At 38.5% G+C, this 17510-nt stretch carries 19 protein-coding genes; 1 reads left to right on the top strand and 18 read right to left on the bottom strand.

Annotated features, from left to right (window positions below; genetic code table 11):
* Positions 1-35 precede the first annotated feature (35 nt).
* Positions 36-920, top strand: a complete 885-nt coding sequence (locus HW279_RS09220) for a DUF4421 family protein (protein ID WP_410493749.1) — start codon at positions 36-38, stop codon at positions 918-920.
* Here HW279_RS09220 and HW279_RS09215 read toward each other — a convergent pair.
* From HW279_RS09215 to HW279_RS09130, 18 genes are all read right to left on the bottom strand, one after another.
* Positions 868-2019 (bottom strand): class I SAM-dependent methyltransferase, encoded by a 1152-nt coding sequence (locus HW279_RS09215; protein ID WP_009419742.1) that lies wholly within the window; start codon positions 2017-2019, stop codon positions 868-870. The two genes, HW279_RS09220 and HW279_RS09215, sit on opposite strands and share 53 nt — an antisense overlap.
* A gap of 31 nt (positions 2020-2050) precedes the next feature.
* Positions 2051-3139, bottom strand: coding sequence for a magnesium/cobalt transporter CorA (corA, locus tag HW279_RS09210; protein ID WP_178958754.1), 1089 nt, complete (start codon positions 3137-3139; stop codon positions 2051-2053).
* 236 nt (positions 3140-3375) lie between these two features.
* Positions 3376-4005 (bottom strand): class I SAM-dependent methyltransferase, encoded by a 630-nt coding sequence (locus tag HW279_RS09205; protein ID WP_178958753.1) that lies wholly within the window; start codon positions 4003-4005, stop codon positions 3376-3378.
* 15 nt (positions 4006-4020) lie between these two features.
* A complete protein-coding gene (locus HW279_RS09200; RefSeq protein WP_178958752.1) occupies positions 4021-4308 on the bottom strand; it encodes a YciI family protein in 288 nt (95 codons plus the stop codon).
* 33 nt (positions 4309-4341) lie between these two features.
* Complete coding sequence (locus tag HW279_RS09195) at positions 4342-5019, bottom strand: SDR family NAD(P)-dependent oxidoreductase (protein ID WP_015782941.1); 678 nt, start codon at positions 5017-5019, stop codon at positions 4342-4344.
* 1 nt (position 5020) lies between these two features.
* The gene (locus HW279_RS09190) at positions 5021-6496 is read right to left on the bottom strand and encodes an SLC13 family permease (RefSeq protein WP_015782940.1); all 1476 of its coding nucleotides are present in this window, start codon (positions 6494-6496) and stop codon (positions 5021-5023) included.
* 165 nt (positions 6497-6661) lie between these two features.
* The gene (locus tag HW279_RS09185) at positions 6662-6940 is read right to left on the bottom strand and encodes a SemiSWEET family transporter (protein ID WP_009750494.1); all 279 of its coding nucleotides are present in this window, start codon (positions 6938-6940) and stop codon (positions 6662-6664) included.
* Positions 6941-7021: 81 nt separating this feature from the next.
* Complete coding sequence (locus HW279_RS09180) at positions 7022-7543, bottom strand: hypothetical protein (RefSeq protein WP_009750493.1); 522 nt, start codon at positions 7541-7543, stop codon at positions 7022-7024.
* A complete protein-coding gene (locus HW279_RS09175; protein WP_178958751.1) occupies positions 7540-7983 on the bottom strand; it encodes a hypothetical protein in 444 nt (147 codons plus the stop codon). The genes HW279_RS09180 and HW279_RS09175 overlap by 4 nt, the downstream gene beginning before the upstream one ends.
* A gap of 371 nt (positions 7984-8354) precedes the next feature.
* Positions 8355-9809: a lipopolysaccharide biosynthesis protein gene (locus HW279_RS09170; RefSeq protein ID WP_178958750.1), complete on the bottom strand. Its 1455-nt coding sequence runs from the start codon at positions 9807-9809 to the stop codon at positions 8355-8357.
* Positions 9810-9812: 3 nt separating this feature from the next.
* Entirely contained in the window at positions 9813-11162 is a 1350-nt protein-coding gene (locus HW279_RS09165) for a tetratricopeptide repeat protein (protein ID WP_178958749.1), read from the bottom strand.
* Between the two features lie 43 nt (positions 11163-11205).
* Positions 11206-11652, bottom strand: a complete 447-nt coding sequence (locus HW279_RS09160) for a GyrI-like domain-containing protein (protein WP_178958748.1) — start codon at positions 11650-11652, stop codon at positions 11206-11208.
* A 36-nt stretch (positions 11653-11688) separates the two neighbouring features.
* Entirely contained in the window at positions 11689-12342 is a 654-nt protein-coding gene (locus tag HW279_RS09155; protein WP_178958747.1) for a hypothetical protein, read from the bottom strand.
* A 197-nt stretch (positions 12343-12539) separates the two neighbouring features.
* On the bottom strand, positions 12540-12980 hold the full coding sequence (locus tag HW279_RS09150) for a hypothetical protein (RefSeq protein WP_178958746.1): 441 nt from the start codon (positions 12978-12980) through the stop codon (positions 12540-12542).
* Positions 12981-13008: 28 nt separating this feature from the next.
* Positions 13009-13707 carry an MjaI family restriction endonuclease gene (locus HW279_RS09145; protein ID WP_178958745.1) on the bottom strand — a complete coding sequence of 233 codons (699 nt, stop codon included), beginning with the start codon at positions 13705-13707 and terminating at the stop codon, positions 13009-13011.
* A gap of 3 nt (positions 13708-13710) precedes the next feature.
* The gene (locus tag HW279_RS09140; protein ID WP_218975866.1) at positions 13711-14985 is read right to left on the bottom strand and encodes a DNA methyltransferase; all 1275 of its coding nucleotides are present in this window, start codon (positions 14983-14985) and stop codon (positions 13711-13713) included.
* Positions 14985-16607, bottom strand: coding sequence for an ABC-F family ATP-binding cassette domain-containing protein (locus tag HW279_RS09135; protein ID WP_178958744.1), 1623 nt, complete (start codon positions 16605-16607; stop codon positions 14985-14987). The genes HW279_RS09140 and HW279_RS09135 overlap by 1 nt, the downstream gene beginning before the upstream one ends.
* A 191-nt stretch (positions 16608-16798) precedes the next feature.
* On the bottom strand, positions 16799-17494 hold the full coding sequence (locus HW279_RS09130; protein ID WP_178958743.1) for a class I SAM-dependent methyltransferase: 696 nt from the start codon (positions 17492-17494) through the stop codon (positions 16799-16801).
* Positions 17495-17510 lie beyond the last annotated feature (16 nt).

Here is a 17510-nt window from a genome sequence, read left to right as displayed (position 1 = left end):
TTTCGTTCTTTGCACAATAGCGCGATACTACCTACATTCAACCTTATCCGCAAGAAATATGGCTCAGAGCATATACTCCTACCAAAATGCTCATACTTACGCAAGGGAAAGAGGTTTATTCACCCAACTCCCCATTTAGTTTAGGAGTTGGAATAGGTTTGCGCAAGATATTAGGGCTTAACGTACTTTATGCACAGAACTTATTCCGACTAAAAAATGAAACAAATCTAAAAACTCGCAGTATTGATATACAAGCACATAAATACGGTAAACGCATTCTTATAGATGCTTATTATCAAGACTATACAGGATTTTATATCGATAGAGGTAAAGGGAATTACACCCTCTTCCCTACCCTTTCTACCCAGCAAATAGGTGTAGAAAGCACTTACGTATGGCGTGCAGACAAGTTCTCGGCACGAGCTGCCTTTGAACAAAGCGAACGCCAAGTGAAATCGGCGGGGAGTTTGCTTTTTGGCAGTGGTTTCTATTGGCATCGCATAGAGCCTGATGCTAAAACAGAGAATGTGAGTAGCGAGGCTTTTGAGAATTTCCAAATAGGTTTTCACGTGGGCTATGGCTATTCGTGGGTAGCTGGCAAACACTGGTTACTTACAGGGGCGTTTATCGGTGGACTGAATTTTGGTAACCAAATGGACATACTGCAACAGCTGAATATTAAGGTTTATCCTACTTCTGTGACACGCTTTTCGTTTGTATATCTGAAAGATGATTGGACAGTAGCCTTATCGGGAATCTTTAATAACAAGTCAGTTTATCCTACGGATAATAAACCTATTCGCTTGATTACTCCCAGTGTACAACTATCGTTTACTAAGCATTTTTACCTCAAAAGAAAAAACTTTCTCACTCGATTACCTTCCCTAAAAGTACGACCAACCCCTCAACGGAACGGGTAAAGATAAGATATTCATTACCACCTTCCACGATATGGTATTTCTTTTTAATTTCAGCTACCGATAACGGATAGTTTTTAGAGAGAATACAATATTTACTACCTTTCTTCAACTCTTTAGGATTGATAGGAGTTACCTGCAAAACACGTCCGGCAAAGGGCTTTTTTAGCTGCTTGGAAGTGTATAGATGAGTATTTACGTCCAACTTCTCTACCTCAAAATACTGCGTTATATAATTAAAAGCTCCTGATTTCAACAAAGCATTATTAGGAATATACAAGTATTGTTTAGGCACACTATATACCGCTTGAGAACTATGCAACACTTCTTCTGTAAATTGCAAAATAGGCTCTTCAGTCTCCAAATTCACACAATGTATTTGTACTTGCGTTTCTTTTTTAGGTTCTTGTACTACTAATACCTCCTTTACTTCATTGCGCAAAGCTACTAAATGAATGTGTGTTATCTTGGGTAGCGTATGCAACAGATAACTAATGTCTATCATAGGTGAAAGTTTGGTAAGCACTTTATCTGCTTTTTGTAATAGTACAGACTGTAACTCTAAGATATTAGGTGAGAGGTCTTCTAAGAGAAACTTCTTTTGTTTGAGTATGTCTCTACGGGCAGGATCGAGATAAATAAGGTTGTAATGTGCTGTTGTGGCTTTCAAAAAAGCTTCTGCGCTTCCATTTATAAATGTAGCCTTGCGCCCTAGAACCTGCCAATTATGCTCTACTTTACTGAGAAGTTCCTTATTTTGTTCTACCAACGTAACTTCTTTAAACTTCTCTGAAAGAAAAAATGCATCAATACCGAACCCACAAGTAAGGTCTAAAAAACGTTCTCCGTGTAAGCCTTGTGCCTTATACTGAGCGGTTGCTTCGGAGGAGGTTTGCTCTAAATTAAGTGTTGGGGGAAACAATATACCTTCCGCAGTAAGCAAAAAAGGGAGTTTTTTAGCTGCTGTACGTCTGCCTTCAATCTGTTGTACTAATTCTTTGTTAGAAATGCCATTGAACACAGTTTTTTTAAGGAGCAATGTTGTAGTTGTCCCCTCGTATTCCCTGATAAAGCGTTGTACATTCTCGTCTAACAAATTCATAGCGCGCAAAGATAGTGCATTTTCACAAAAATCAAAGCCATTTTTTGCGTTTGAAGTAGAAAATCATTGTTACTGAAATACCTATCATCACCAACCATACTAACGGATATGCCCACCATACTTCTAATTCAGGCATATACTTGAAATTCATACCGTATACCCCTACAATAAAAGTGAGCGGAATAAATATAGTAGAAATAAGGGTGAGCAAGCGCATAATGTTGTTCATCTTGTTACTCATTGCCCCCATATAGGTATCAGTAAGCCCCCAAAGGATATCGCGGTAAGTGCTGAGTGTTTCCACAATTTGCACCGTGTGGTCGTGGAGGTCACGGAAATAATGCTTGGTATCGGTGTCGATAAGATGATGAGGGGTTTTCTCTATCTTGTTTACTACCTCACGCGAGGGCGTAATTGATTTCTGCAAAAAGATAGCACTCTTTCTCAACAACTGGATTTCGGAAATCATATCTTCACGAGGGTGAATAATAATATCATCTTCAATGGTTTCAATCTTATCGCTTACTTTATCCAAAATCACAAAATAGTTGTCTACAATAGCATCTAAGAGTCCGAATAGCAAATAGTCAGCGGGGCGTTTGCGCAGACTGCTATCGGCGTTTTGCAAACGTTTGCGTACGGGGTCAAACACGTCTTCGTCTTCACTTTCTTGAAAAGTGATGAGGTAGTTTTTACCCAATAATAATGCTAAGTGCTCTGAAATGAGTTGCTTATCTTTGCCGTAGTACAGCATTTTAATGATCACAAGAATATGTTCATCGAGGATTTCTACTTTCGGACGGTGTTCGGTATCGAGTACGTCTTCCAAAAATAGGTTATCTAAATGAGTATAAGCACCTAACTTTTTTACTTCCTCAATATTGTTTAAGCCATTTACATTCACCCAGGTGATACGGCTATCGATTATAAATTTAAGGGCTTCCTCAGCCGAAGAAACTTTCTTTACCTCACAAGAATGCTCGTTATAGGCAAAGACTTCTATATTGAGAGGCTTCTCTTTATTACCGAAATACACCAGACTACCGGCAGGCAAACCTACCTTTTTGGAGCGATTTGCCTTGCGTTTCCTCCTGGTAGTAGAGACTATATTTTTACTCATATATAATTATTATATTAAAATATTGGTTATTAATATTTTATTAAAACATTTTAAAGCTAAAGTGTAAGTATCATAACAAAAACGAAAGCATTAGTAAGCGTAATAAATGCTTGTTACTTTTGTTTAAATTGGTGGTTAATATACTGATTATTAGATTATTTTCACATTTATATACATAGTAAATAGATACTTTATAGAATATAAATTAAATAAAAGGTTTACATTTTTATCATAAGTTACTTATATTCAGTAGTTATTAACTTATAAAACACCCAACCTTGCATTCTTTCTTCTTGTATTAAGGATAGTCCTACTGAGTTTAAAAATTGACTAAAATCTTCTGTTCTTTTTAGCTTAGGAAGGTAATAACTAATCTTTGCATATTCACAAGCAATGAGAAAAATGCCTTTGTCTGAAAGTATACGTTTGACTTCCAAAAAAGCCTCTTTGAGGTCTTGCCAATGGAAATGTGTTTGAAAAGCAGTTATCAAATCAAAAGTTTTATCACCAAATGAGGTATGCCGAATGTTCTTTAACTGAAAGATAGCCCTTGTATGAAGCTTCTTTGCTTCCTTAATAGCAATTTCGGATATTTCAATTCCCCAAACTTCACTATGAGGAAAATATTCAGTGAGCAGGACAGTTGATTTGCCATTTCCTACTCCTATATCTAATATTTTTCGTGGAGATTCTGACGGTTTATAAAGTCCTAATGCCCATTGTACCATTGGTATATAAACACGATTAAAAAGTCTCATCATTATTACACCTACAAAACCCGAAGGCTTTTTAGACTGCTGAATTAGGTAATAAAGCAGGAGTATTAAGATTGAGAAAGTAAGGGCTGTTAGAAAAATAATTTTCACTTGTTAATTGTGGTTTTAAGAGAGTACCTTACCGAACTCCTCAGAGAATTTGGTAGGAGTAAACTCAATGACCTGGTAGGTTGCTATTTGGTGCTGATAAAAAGGGTCTTGGGCAATGATAGCTTCTACCTCTCCCCTACTACCGCCCTTGCACAAAATTACCCCACCTACACGAGGTACTTGTGCTCCTGAAGCGACAAAATGTCCTGAAGCATAATGCTTATCTAAATAAGCGCGATGTGCTTCTAAATGTTTTTCAACCTCTGAAAGGTCTTTTTGATACGTTAAAATAATGATGTACATATTTTAGTTATTAGTCGTTAGTTTTTAATTGTTTTATGGAGTTGTATTGGCTACTTGTAATACTTTTCCATTGAATACCTTACTACCATTAAGGGCAAAATCGGCAATGTAGCGTGCCATTTGCTGTGGGGTGATATTAGCTTTATAATCAGGGAAGGCTTCAGTGAGCATCTCGGTCTGTACCGCACCTAAGGCTAAGGTGTTGAAGATGATACCGCGCTCTTTGTATTCTTCGGCTAAAAGTTCCGATAGGGTAATAAGAGCACCTTTGGAGGAACTATACGCTGCCAAACCGCCAAACTTCAAACTCCCTTGTACCCCTCCCATACTGCTGATACTTACCACGTGCGAGCCATTCCTCATAAAAGGCAATACTTTCTGAGTGAGTTGTGCCACTCCGAATACATTTACCTTATACACTTCTAAAAAGTCAGTTTCAGTAAGTTGTTCAAAGGGTTTATTGATGAGTTTTCCTGCGTTATGAATGAGTATATCCACGCACTGCCATTGTTGCAAATAAGTGACTACCGTTTGTATGTCTTCTGTTTTTGTAATATCAAAAGGGAAACAATGCACATTAGGCAATTGCAGTGCCTCTATAGTAGCAGTATGCCGCGAAAGGGCTAAAATGTTATGCCCTTCCGCAGCCAACTGTTGTACTAGCGCAAAGCCTATACCTCTGCTGGTACCTGTTATGATAATGTTCTTCATATTAGCCTAAGAGATGTGTTTCTCCTACAATAAATAAAACAAGGTACCCTATCACCATACTGATAAGCCCTACGATAAGCCCCACTTTCAGCATATCGTTTTGTTTTACTAAGCCTGTAGAGTACGCAATGGCATTTGGAGGGGTAGAAATAGGCAAACACATCGCTGATGATGCTGCCAAAGCTATCCCAATAAGCACTGTAGAGGTACCTCCTATTGCGCTTAGGTTTTCTCCCATTCCTTGACAAATAGTTACCAAAATAGGAATTAACAAGGCTGCCGCAGCAGTATTGGAAATAAAGTTGCTGAGAAGATAACAAATAAGTCCTGAGGCAATCAATACTATTATAGGCGACCACGACCCAAATGGAATAGTATCAATAGCAAGTTCGGCTAAGCCCGATTCATTGATACCTAAACCTAAAGCGAAACCTCCTGCTACCATCCAAATAACACTCCAATTGATGGACTGTAGGTCTTTGGCGGTAATCACGCCTGTTGCTGCAAAAATACCCATAGGCACTAAGGCAACGGTATTGGCATCAATACCCGTTAGTTCACTGGGGAGTAGCCATAAAAGAATGGTAACGATAAAAGTGCCACTTACTACCCACATACGCCAACCTTGGTGTACTTTTCCTAGAATATGTAAGTTAATTGTTTTTTGAGTAAAAGGGAAGAATTTTAATATAAGTCGCCACGAGATGAAGAGTAACAAAAGTACCAATGGGAACATAAACGACATCCATTCGCCAAAATCAACGCCCATATTCAGTCCTTTTGGGTCATTAAGAGCTTGTAGAGCAATAGCGTTAGGGGGTGTACCAATAGGGGTAGCCATACCGCCCAAGTTAGCAGCAATCGGGATACTCATCGTGAGTGCGGTACGTCCTTTGCCACTTGCAGGCAATGCTGCAAAAACAGGTGTAAGGAAAGTGAGCATCATAGCTGCCGTAGCAGTATTGCTCACAAACATTGAGAAAATACCCGTAATGAGCAGGAAACCCAATAACACATTCTCGCTTTTATTCCCAAACGGACGTATCAAATTCTTGGCAAGCAAGACGTCTAACCCCGATTTGGTGGCGGCAATAGCCAAGAAAAAACCACCTAAAAAGAGTATAATTACAGGGTTGGCAAAGGTAGCCATAATCTCTTTACTGCTGAGTAGTTTTCCGAAAATCTCGTTCTCTTCTCCTTTAAAGAAGAACAGACTGTGGTTAGAAACCGTTAAACACATTAGGGTGATGATACCCAGCGAAGTAGCCCACGAAGGGATAGCCTCACTAATCCACATAAGAGTGGCAAACACAAAAATAGCGATAATTCGCTGATGTACCACCGTTAGTCCGCTAATATGAAACACCTCAGTAGGTAAATTCCACACTACAGCGGTTACAATCACTATACATATCAAAGCGATAAGGTGTTTTTTTTCAAAGTGATTGGTCATTACATTTTCTAATTCTTTAGACATAATATTTTGGTAAGTTTAAAAAGTTATTTGCTATTTAACAAACGAATGACAAAGGTATAAAAAAAGAATAATCCACCAAAGAAAAACGATAGTTTTTTATTGATGGATTTATTTATATTTTACTTTCTTTGTTTTAATTGAAATATATCCTATAACTCAATGTATTTAAAGAGAAGTAATAAAAGTTAAAAATCCTAAAACCACTCCTACAAAATTGGGAATAATGAGAATATAATCTGGCTTAGGTTCTTTTGTCCAGCCATACACCACCCAGATAAGACAAGACCCTGCTGCAAACAATGGTTGCCAAGGTTGCGCTTTATGCCCCTCTAAGTTTGCTATAATTTGAGGAATATAGGCTATAAATACCATTACTCCTATAAAGGCTCCAATAGAACCTATGAATAAGTTAATTTTTTGCTTAATATTTCTTTTTTTGTTCATAATAATATGGTTTTCTGCAAAGATATAGATAATTTATGCATTTTACAAAAAACATCAAAAATAATTAGAAAAATTTTCGTTTTACACTCCCCATAATGCTTGTTGTAATCGCTGAATTTGAGTATCTTCTATGTTATCCAAAATAGCTAAAGTATCTCTTGGAATAAAAATACATTTTTCCAAAAGGCTTTTCAGTAAGTTTTCCAATGCCAAAGTATATTCTTGATAAGTAATAAGCTCTTTTATCTGTTCAATAAATGATAAAACTAGTGAATCGGTTAAGAAATCGTTGGTAAGTTGCTTTATAAACAAGTTAGTTGTGTAAGAAAGTATACTGATAGGTTCGCAAATACTAATTCCTAATTTCTCTTGAATGAGAGCTTCTACTTCTTCTTTAGTTTTTTCCCATTCTTCTCCTTCTCCCATAAGCCGTAACTCATTGATAACCTCCCACAGCTCATTTGTGGTATTATAGTCTCTGAAGTCTTTGCATATAAAATTGGAAGTATAATCCCCTACTTTTTTAGCATTATAGCCTTCTTTCCAAAGGGCTTGTAAGCCTTGAATGTAATAGACAATTGCTTTTATCTCTTCTAAAGTCATTTTATTACACTTAGTTTTTCAGGTTCATTAATAGGAATTCTTAGTTGTAAGCCAAGTTCAGAACGAGCGATTATATGGTTTGTATCCTCAAAATAGGCTTCCTTAAAATACTCGCTATTATCCAAAAACAAAAACCATAAAAGTTTCCCTTTTTCTTTATTGATAATGTAAATAAAACCATCTCCTTCCCAACTACATTCACCTCCATAAATTTTATATTGGGCATTCTCTACCATAATTTTCGGATAGAGATTAGAGACATAATCCTCTTCGTTATAAGAAAAATAACTATCTAAGGTAGATTTGCACAAAATTCTTAGATGATACTTCTCTTTAATCCATTGTCCCTCCAAAACAAGCATATCACCATTAGGGTAAGTAATAGATTTGATAATAGGATAAGTGTAATTTTCAAGAATGTTTTTTATACGTGGATGCATATTACATTTATTTTTTTAGTACATTTTATGGTTACTAAAATCCAATGACAAAGATACAGAAAAAAAGTATCATATACAAAGATATTTTGGGATATCTTTTATGATGAACAAATTCATAACAATTATACAAACATACTTAGTATAAAGTTTCATCGAATAATAAGTGAAGGAAGAACGAACCTATAGTGGCTCTACAGTGGCTCTACAGTGACTCTACAGTGGCTCTACAGTGGCTCTACAGTGGGTCTACAGTGGGTCTACAGTGGGTCTACAGTGGGTCTACAGTGGGTCTACAGTGGGTCTACAGTGGGTCTACAGTGGGTCTACAGTGGGTCTACTCTATACGAAAAGCGAATACAAAGACTAATTTACTAATTACTAAATCGGCGAATAAGCTTTATTAACTCCTCCGAAATTCCCAATTTAAGAAGAAAAAATACACTGACTCCCCCTACGAGTAATGATTTTAAGCTGATATTTACAAGAGGGTGAAACGGAAAATCCCAAAAGAAGAAACCTCCTATGACTACGCTACCAAAGAAGGTGGTCTGTAACGTTTCTTTATAAAAAGGCTGTAAGTTGTATTTGCGATACACAAAAACCGACTTGAGTAGGTTATACGAACTAAAAGCGATTAGGGTTGCTAATCCCGCACCATTGATGCCGTAAAGCGGTATGAGCCACATATTCATTAAAACAGTGCCTATGACCAAAAAAACACCCAAAAACAGCACGGTACGATAGTAAGGTGAATTGAGCAATACCGCGTTGTTGAAGCCCACTAAGGCGTCCGATAGCTTTACTATCGATATGATGACAAGCACCGTAAGTCCTGTGCTGTATTCCTTATCGGGCAAGAGGGCATAACACTGCTGGGCGTTGACGATGATAAGCACACAAATCACCATACTCACAAAATAAGTATTCACGGTACTGCGCTTATACAGGTCGGATAGCTCTTTTGGCTTGCTTTGATTCATAAATTGTGCCGTCAGTGGACTCACAATCTGGTACATACTCCTATACGGAATGGCAATCACCGTAGCTGTAAAAATGGCTACATTGTAAACGGCAATCTCACCGATAGGCAAGTATTGGTTCAGCATAAACTTATCAATATCCATCAATACGGAAGCTACCGAGCCTGATAAAATCACAAAAAGGCTATACAAAAAAACTTCTTTCTTGTTCTTAGGCAATCCCCAAGCAAATTCCGGTCGGCGTACATAGAAAGCAAAAATGAACATCAAGAGCATACGCAAGGCATACACCCAAAATACGCCCCATATCAGTTGACGAAAGTCGATGAGCTGCAAATAAATGGCTAATAGTAGGAGCATCACTCCTACCCTATGGAATACCTCTTTAAGAAAATTGCCAAAGACGGTTTTTAGCTGTACACGCGTCCACGCATAAGCAATTTCAAAGTAAGCCATCGCTATGGAAGTGAGGAAGATGAGAAAAACGTAATCGCGCACTTCTTCGTTTTTAGCCGAAAGCCATTGTGCAATCTGTTCGTACCCAATTACCCCGACAAAGGTGGCAGGCACAATGATGAGCAAAGGCAAAAAGCAAAGCATCAGGTTGAATTGCGCTTGCTCTTTCTTATCTCGATAAGCGGTATAATAACGCACCAAGGTATTATTCACCCCAAAGGCGATAAGAGGGGACAGAATGGTGGCAGTGGAAGTAACATAACTCACTAATCCGTACTGAGCTTTGGAGAGGAAGTAAGTAAACAAGAAAAGGGTGTTCAGTGCCCCTATGGCAAACCCTAAATAGGTAGCCATCATATTCTTAAACGATTGACGGAGCACTATCCCCATAAACTATTGTATTTTAAAGTTGAATTTGTGTTCAAAAAACGACTGCCATTCAGGTGCGTGTTGTAAGCCTAAGTGGTAATAATGAGTAGCCTCCTCTAAATCGTCTAATCCGTAATAAGCCAAAGCAATACGATAGTAATTCTCCAGTTCGTGCGGGTAGATTTGTACTATATCGGCAATGATAGATAAGGCTTCTCGGTATTTTTGAGAGAGCAATAGTAGGTCAATCCATTCGATGAGGGTAGTATAAGAATAATCGCCGTTTTGTACCGCTTTCCGATAGCCGTATTCTGCTTCTTTTAGGTTCTGAAAGTGATAATAATTCAGCTCGGCATAACGGCGCCAATAATAAGGCTCATTAGATTCAAAAGTAAGTACCTTTTTAATGTATTTTAGAGCCTTAGCGTGATTGTGACGCAAGTAATGGAAGTCAGCTAAGGTAATCCAAGCCTTGTCGAGTTGAGGGTCTTCGTGAGTAGCCCTGAAATAATACTCTTCTGCCTTGGCATCATTACGCATTTTCTCATAACAACGCCCAATGTGCAGATAGGCTAAAGCCGAAGGGTCGTCTAAGGTAAGAGTAATCTTATAGTTTTCAATAGCTTTTTGGTAATCTTCCATCATTTCGAGCACACGAGCTTTCTCGAAATAAGCCCCCGTGAAAGTATCGTCGCTGATGATAGCAAAATCAAAGCAACGCAAGGCATTTTTGTGGTCGGTAATGGATAAATACAGCTTACCGAGGTAATACCAAGCAACTTCACAATAAGGATTTTGGTCTAAGTAAGTGTTTAGAAAGTCGATTGCCTCTTGCACTTCTCCCAACACCTCATAGCAGAACACCAACTGTTGGAGCGCGGTATAATCCTGAGGGTCTTCTTTCAAACATTTGGTAAAATACTTTTTGGCATTAGTATAATCCTCCGTATAGAGGTATTCCATTGCCATTAGGGCATAGATATTCGAAACGTCATCGGTAAGTGTGATGGCGTATTGTAGCAACTCAATAGCGCGATGATGTTTATTCATTTTAGAGTACAGATTAGCCTGTTGCACGTGCACTTCAGCATTCATAGGTTCTATGAGCAACAGTTCATTGAGGAGTTCCGAAGCCTCTTCTAAGCGGTCTTCAAACACCAATTGTTCTGCATTTAGCAATTTAAGTGATGAAGCATCGGGATGTTGTGACAAACCGATTTCCAAGGCACGTTTCGCTTTGCTAATGCGTCCGTATTCTAAGTAATATTCTACGATTTCTTCAAATTCATCAACGTCGAAAAAGAGAATGTTATTCTCTTTGAGCATCAATTCGAATTTGGTAACCGCGTAGTTTTCTTCTTCTGGTAACATCATTTTAGTTAAGAGGTTTGTTGGCAATCCTCTATTTTTAAGTTCGCTATTTGTTATCTTTTACGCCTATAAAAATATCTACTTCGGAGGCATCACCTTGCTGAGACTTCTCGGTGTAGCGCTCATAGTCATATATATAAGTGCGATTAAGCGTGGCGTCGTTGTCCCAGATATGTTGCCACATCGCCCCTACTGCTTGAGGCATTGCGCCTTTGGCTACAAACTTTTGAAAGGTTTGTTTAGGGAATTCCCTACCCTCTAAACCGTCGGGAATCGTGCTGAGCGTGGTAACTTCTACTCCTATCATACAAGTGTAAGGCTCGTTATAGTCCTTTTGGTAATCGGTGTAGATGCTGTAAATAGCATCGCTTGCCTTATTGGGTATTTTTGCCAAAATTTGCTCGCTAAAAAAGCGTTGCCAAAGGTTTCCTATGTCTTGCATCGCTTGTCCGTTCTGATTGGTAGTGCGCACACTAATTCCTATGATTTTCATTTTCTTTGTATTTAATTCGTTTTTAATAAATTCTCTTTAACTTCTTACAAACTTGCCGATACTCTCTAAAAGTTGGGGTTTGTCTTCCAAAGCGATTTTAGCGATGGCATAAAACTCACGTACCCACTTCTCGAAGGCGGCAAAAGCGGTGTCTTTGTCCTTAGTAGTCTGCTGACTTTCACCTCTTTCGAGGACGTAAGTGGCTTCGGCTTGCTTTACATCGGCGAGGGCGGTGAGCTGGGTTTCGATATGCTCAGCGGTGATTTTGAGTTTATTGAGCGGAGTGAGCAAATCGGGTTTGGCTTTGAGTTCTTTGTAGAACGCCTCGATGTCTTCAAGGAGCTTATTGGTACGCAAAGGCGCCACTCCCTTGATATGAAGGGCAATAAGGATTTTAGGCTCCTCTTTGTAGATGATTTTAGCCTTCTTGCGGTCGGTAGCATAAACGTTTTTGAAGGCTTCGAGCTTTTTAGAGAATTCGTTATAGGCGAGAGCTTCCTCGGAGGTCTCGCGCTTGTTGGTTTCGTACATCTGGGCGGCGGTATCGTATAGGGCTTTGCCTTGTGCGATTTCCTTATCGCCATAGCCGTACTCAGCTAATTCCTTTTTTAGGACATCATTTTTGGAAATATTCTCAAAAATGAAGGAATAATTCTTGAATTTTTCAAATGAGATGTGAAATCTGTTCATAACTTTACTTTTTTTTTAATTATTTTGATGTGTTATTACCTAATTTTGTACTGCCGATGCTTTATTTTGCATTGCTCATACTTAATATTGAGTTGCCTGAGCTTCATATTGTACTGCCTACACTTTATTTTGTATTGCCTGAACACAATATTAGGTTGCCTGTACCTAAATTTAGTTATAATTATTATTGAAAAGTATTATAGTTTTTCTATTCCAAACAACCAACTCTTTATTTCTTCTATAATTTTATTATCTCTTTGTTGTTGTTTTATTTTTTCATTAGCTTCATATCTCTCAACATCAATGTATTTACCTATCCAACCATTAGCATAGTTATATGTAGAATTAATATATTTATAGCTCTTTTCTTTAGTTCTACAACAATTTATAATTATATCAATATCAGGATATTGTTGTAGAATTTCATCAGCTCCCTTAACACATTCTTCACTATCACCTGCGCTAACGAAACCTATTTTGAGTTTTCCTACTTGTAAGACTCCTAAAATATCCGAATCATCAAAATTGATTCCTGAAACTTCTAAATTATAATTATCTCTAATCCATTCTGCTATTGCCTTAATTTTAGAAGACTTTCCACAGGAACTTGCTCCTCTTAATGTAAACATTTTTCTCATATTAGAATCTTTTTATATAATTATTATTTTACCTCTTAAGTCTTTCAATCTCTTTTTGTATCTCTCCAATCACTTCTTTGTTAGCAATCTCGCCATCTAAACTAAAAACGACAAATACTTTGCCCCCAAATAGTTCTTGAAAGTTATCGAAACTAGCTTTCATTCGTTCTGTAAGAGAATAAGAACCAAAATTAGCTTTGGCAGTAATAGGTTTTATCTGTATCCCTATAGCTTTTTCTCCTACTTTAGCAATATAGTCAATATCTCCTGCGTGATCTAACTCAGGAGTACTCTCTTCGAAAGTGAGATTTGGAAATTGCTTTGCCAATCCGTCATTTACTACAGATTTTTCTCGAAGATAACCATCATAAGTACGGTTAATTGTAAGATTATAAATATAAGCTACACAATCTTCCTCGGTTAGATTTTCAAATGCCTCTATCCATTCAGGGATTACTACTTCTGTAATTTTTGCATACAATCTTTCGCCAAGTTCTGTCAGACTTTCTTTAGTAACTCTAAAAGAATTCTTTCCTTCGGTAACTGCATTTTCAAAATACCATGTCTCCCACTGTTCAAAAGTCTGTGGTTGGCACTCTCTGATAAGTGCCATTACCGCTCCTACCTTATTAGGACGTGATAATTGGTATGTCTGACAAGCATAGTTCAATACTTTTTCCTTTTTGCCAAACTCCAACGAATATTTTTTTGTATTTTCTTTCGTCATAACTTACAAATTTAGAAATTTTTGTTTATTTTTATACTCCATATTTTTCTCTACAAAGGCTAATTTTTGTTTTAATAGGTGAGCATTGATAAAAGTTTTATTTTCTAAATACAAATATACCAACAAGTGATTGTTAGCATCATATTTCTGTTGGTCATATTTTAGAAATACCTTTTTCCCTTTGCACTTAGTTTGCAAAAAGGCAATGGCTTCTTCTTTACTTTCCTCCTTTTCTTTGATACCTATAAGACGAATAAACAAACCATTACTGAGTTGTAATAATTCGGGTGAAACAACCTTAGTAACTGTAAAGAGTTCTTGCCGCTCGGATGGACTCTCAGCATCTATCTTTGAACCGAATTGCAATTGCTTTACATCTATCTTTTTATCTATCTTATGAGTATCAACAAACTGATAGGGCAATTGTTGCATTTCTTCTTTAAAGTTGATAGCCCCTTCTTGTTTGACAAGTTTTATAATGGGAGCACTGTACAAATCTCCTTTGATACGTTCTTGGATAAGTGGTATAAAATCGGGATTGATTTCATAACCTATGGAGTTTCTACCCAATGTATTGGCGACTGTAGCCGTAGTACCACTACCCATAAAAGGGTCTAACACGGTCTCTTGAGGGAAAGAAAACATCTTAATAAGGCGCTTAGGTAATTCCTCGGGGAACATTGCCAAATGCTTGTCTTGTTTAGCTCCGTTAAAATACCAATGTCCGTTGAAGTAGGTGTTCCATTCCTCATTGGTCATTGCTGATTGGGCTTTCTGTTCGGGGGTTGGCTTGGGGGCATTACCTTGCTTTTTGAAGAGCAAAATATACTCAAAGTCAAGCTTTACAATTCCATTACGAGGATGAGGGAAACTACCCATTACAGCCCCTCCCCCTGTAGTATTCATAGTCGTAGCTTTCTGCCAAATAATCTGCCCCATAAAGTCAAAACCTACCGCCTCACAAAAGCGGATAATCTCCGAATGTATAGGAATTACTTTATAACGACCGTAATATACCGAGCGAGCAAACTGGTCTCCTATATTGATACAGAGACGACAACCATTATGAAGCACACGATAACACTCTTTCCATACCAAATTCAGATGATTTATATAATCCTCATAGGTATCATTGAAGCCTATTTGTTCATCAGTACCATAGTCTTTCAGTTGCCAATACGGAGGTGAAGTAATAACAAGGTGCACGCTTTGGTCGGGTACCTCTGTCATTTTACGGCTATCACCATTAATTATTGTATGTAGTGTTTTTTTTGTCATTATGATTGTTTATACATTTTTTCCCTCAATTCCTGAATATTCTTGTCGTCCATATACTCATCAAAGGTCATATAGCGGTCGATAATGCCACTAGGGGTAAGCTCGATGATACGATTGGCGACGGTTTGTGAAAATTCGTGGTCGTGGGTGGTGAAAAGCACGGTGCCTTTGAAGTTTTTCAGCGAGTTGTTGAAGGCGGTGATGCTCTCCAAATCCAAGTGGTTGGTAGGTTCGTTGAGCATTAGCACATTGGCGCGCAACATCATCATACGGCTGAGCATACAGCGCACTTTCTCGCCTCCTGAGAGCACTTTGCAGTTTTTGAGGGCTTCCTCGCCACTGAAAAGCATCTTGCCCAAGAACCCGCGCACGTATACTTCCTCGCGCTCTTCCTCTGTTTTTGCCCATTGGCGCAACCAATCCACCAAAGAAAGGTCTTGAGTGAAGAAATCGGAGTTATCCACGGGCAGGTAAGACTGAGAAGTGGTAATTCCCCACGCAAAAGTACCCGCATCGGGCTTAAGGTTGCCGTTGAGAATCTCATAAAAGGCAGTGGTGGCACGCGAATCCTTAGAAATCACGGCTACTTTGTCGTCTTTGGCAAGGTTAATGTCTACATTTTGGAACAATACCTGTCCGTCGATAGACGCAGCGAGGTTTTCCACGTGTAGGATTTGGTCGCCCGCCTCACGGTCGCGGTCGAAAATGATGGCAGGGTAACGACGAGAGGACGGTTTGATTTCCTCGATATTGAGTTTCTCCAACATCTTCTTACGAGAGGTTGCCTGCTTTGATTTTGCCACGTTGGCACTAAAGCGCGCAATAAATTCCTGCAATTCTTTGGCTTTCTCTTCCGCCTTTTTGTTCTGTTGTGCACGCTGACGGGCAGCTAGCTGACTACTTTCGTACCAGAAAGTATAGTTACCCGAATAATGATTGATTTTTCCGAAGTCAATATCCGAGATATGAGTACAAACGGCATCGAGGAAGTGGCGGTCGTGGGAAACGACAATCACCGTATTGTCATAGTTTGCCAAAAAGTTCTCCAGCCAACCAATAGTCTCAAAGTCAAGGTCGTTGGTAGGCTCGTCCATTATGAGTACATCGGGGTTGCCAAAGAGGGCTTGCGCCAAAAGTACACGCACTTTGAGTTTGCCATCCATTTCGGACATCATAGTGTAGTGCATATCCTCAACAATACCCAAGTTAGAGAGCAAAGCAGCAGCATCACTCTCGGCATTCCAGCCATTCATCTCATCGAACTGTATTTGTAGCTCACCTATACGCTCGGCGTGCTCATCGGAATAGTCGGCATAGAGATCGTCCATCTCTTTTTTGACTTTGGAGAGGACTTTGTTGCCCATAATCACGGTGTCGAGCACAGTGTAGTTGTCGTAAGCGTAGTGGTCTTGTTCGAGTACTGACATACGCTTGCCTGGTTCGAGGATCACACGACCCGAAGTAGGTTCTTGCTTGCCTGAAAGGATTTTAAGGAAGGTAGATTTGCCTGCTCCATTGGCACCGATGATGCCATAGCAGTTGCCTTGAGTAAAGGTTACATTGACCTCATCGAAGAGGACGCGCTTGCCGAATTGTACTGATAAATTGGATACTGATAACATTGTTAATGATTAATGTTTAATGATAAATGTTTAATGATAAATGTTTAAATTAAATATCTACTATAAATATAACGTTGAGTTACTTGTTTAAAGCACATAATATTCCTAATCGTGCCATAATGTATTGTTTTAAAGTGCAAAAGTACGGAATATTTGTGAGATATGAAAATAATAGCAATTGTATAGAGAAGTTATTTCTGAGCTATTACAATAAGCGCCATTGAAGTTTCAGGATTAAAAGGCTCTTTTTTGAAGTTACCGTATAGTTTAAGGTCTTTAAAACCTATTTGAGAGAGCCATTGGGTGAGTTCTTCGGAAAAAATAGGCTGTAAAAGCTCTTCATTAGCGATAGTTTCGTCCAAAACTGTCCTAAATATTACCTTGTTATCGCTATTTAAGTGATAAGAACGCTCAAACTTTACTTTTTCGTTCTCTATTAAAGGCAGGTTACCGAGAAAATTACCTTCTTTCTGGGCAAAATACTTCTCAAAGTTTACCATTTGCAAGATAAGTTTGCCTCCTTGGTCGAGTTGGTTATAAGCCTTTTTAAGAAAAGTCTGCACTTCGTCTTTATTATCCAAATGTGGAAGCGTGTTCCCTATGTTTATAATGGTATCGAACATAGGTAAAGTATCGATAGCAAGCATATTAAGCTCTTGCACTTCAATACCCTTGACAGTAGCCTGAGCAATAAGTGCTTTACTGAGGTCGATAGCCGTAACATCATAGCCCTGTGCGCGCAGATAGGCGGTAAGGTTGCCCGTACCCGCTCCTACATCAAGAACTGTCTTGCCGTGCACTTCGGCAGCGAAAAAGAGTTTATGTGCGGGCGATAGTGGAAAGATAGCATCGTATTTCTCAGCGATACTATTGTAGAATTGTGACATATTTTTTAATGATAAA

The organism is Capnocytophaga sp. oral taxon 903 (genome assembly GCF_013394785.1).
Taxonomy (GTDB): domain Bacteria; phylum Bacteroidota; class Bacteroidia; order Flavobacteriales; family Flavobacteriaceae; genus Capnocytophaga; species Capnocytophaga ochracea.
Note: the sequence above shows the minus strand (reverse complement) of the source record. Positions and strands in the feature narration are given on the sequence as shown.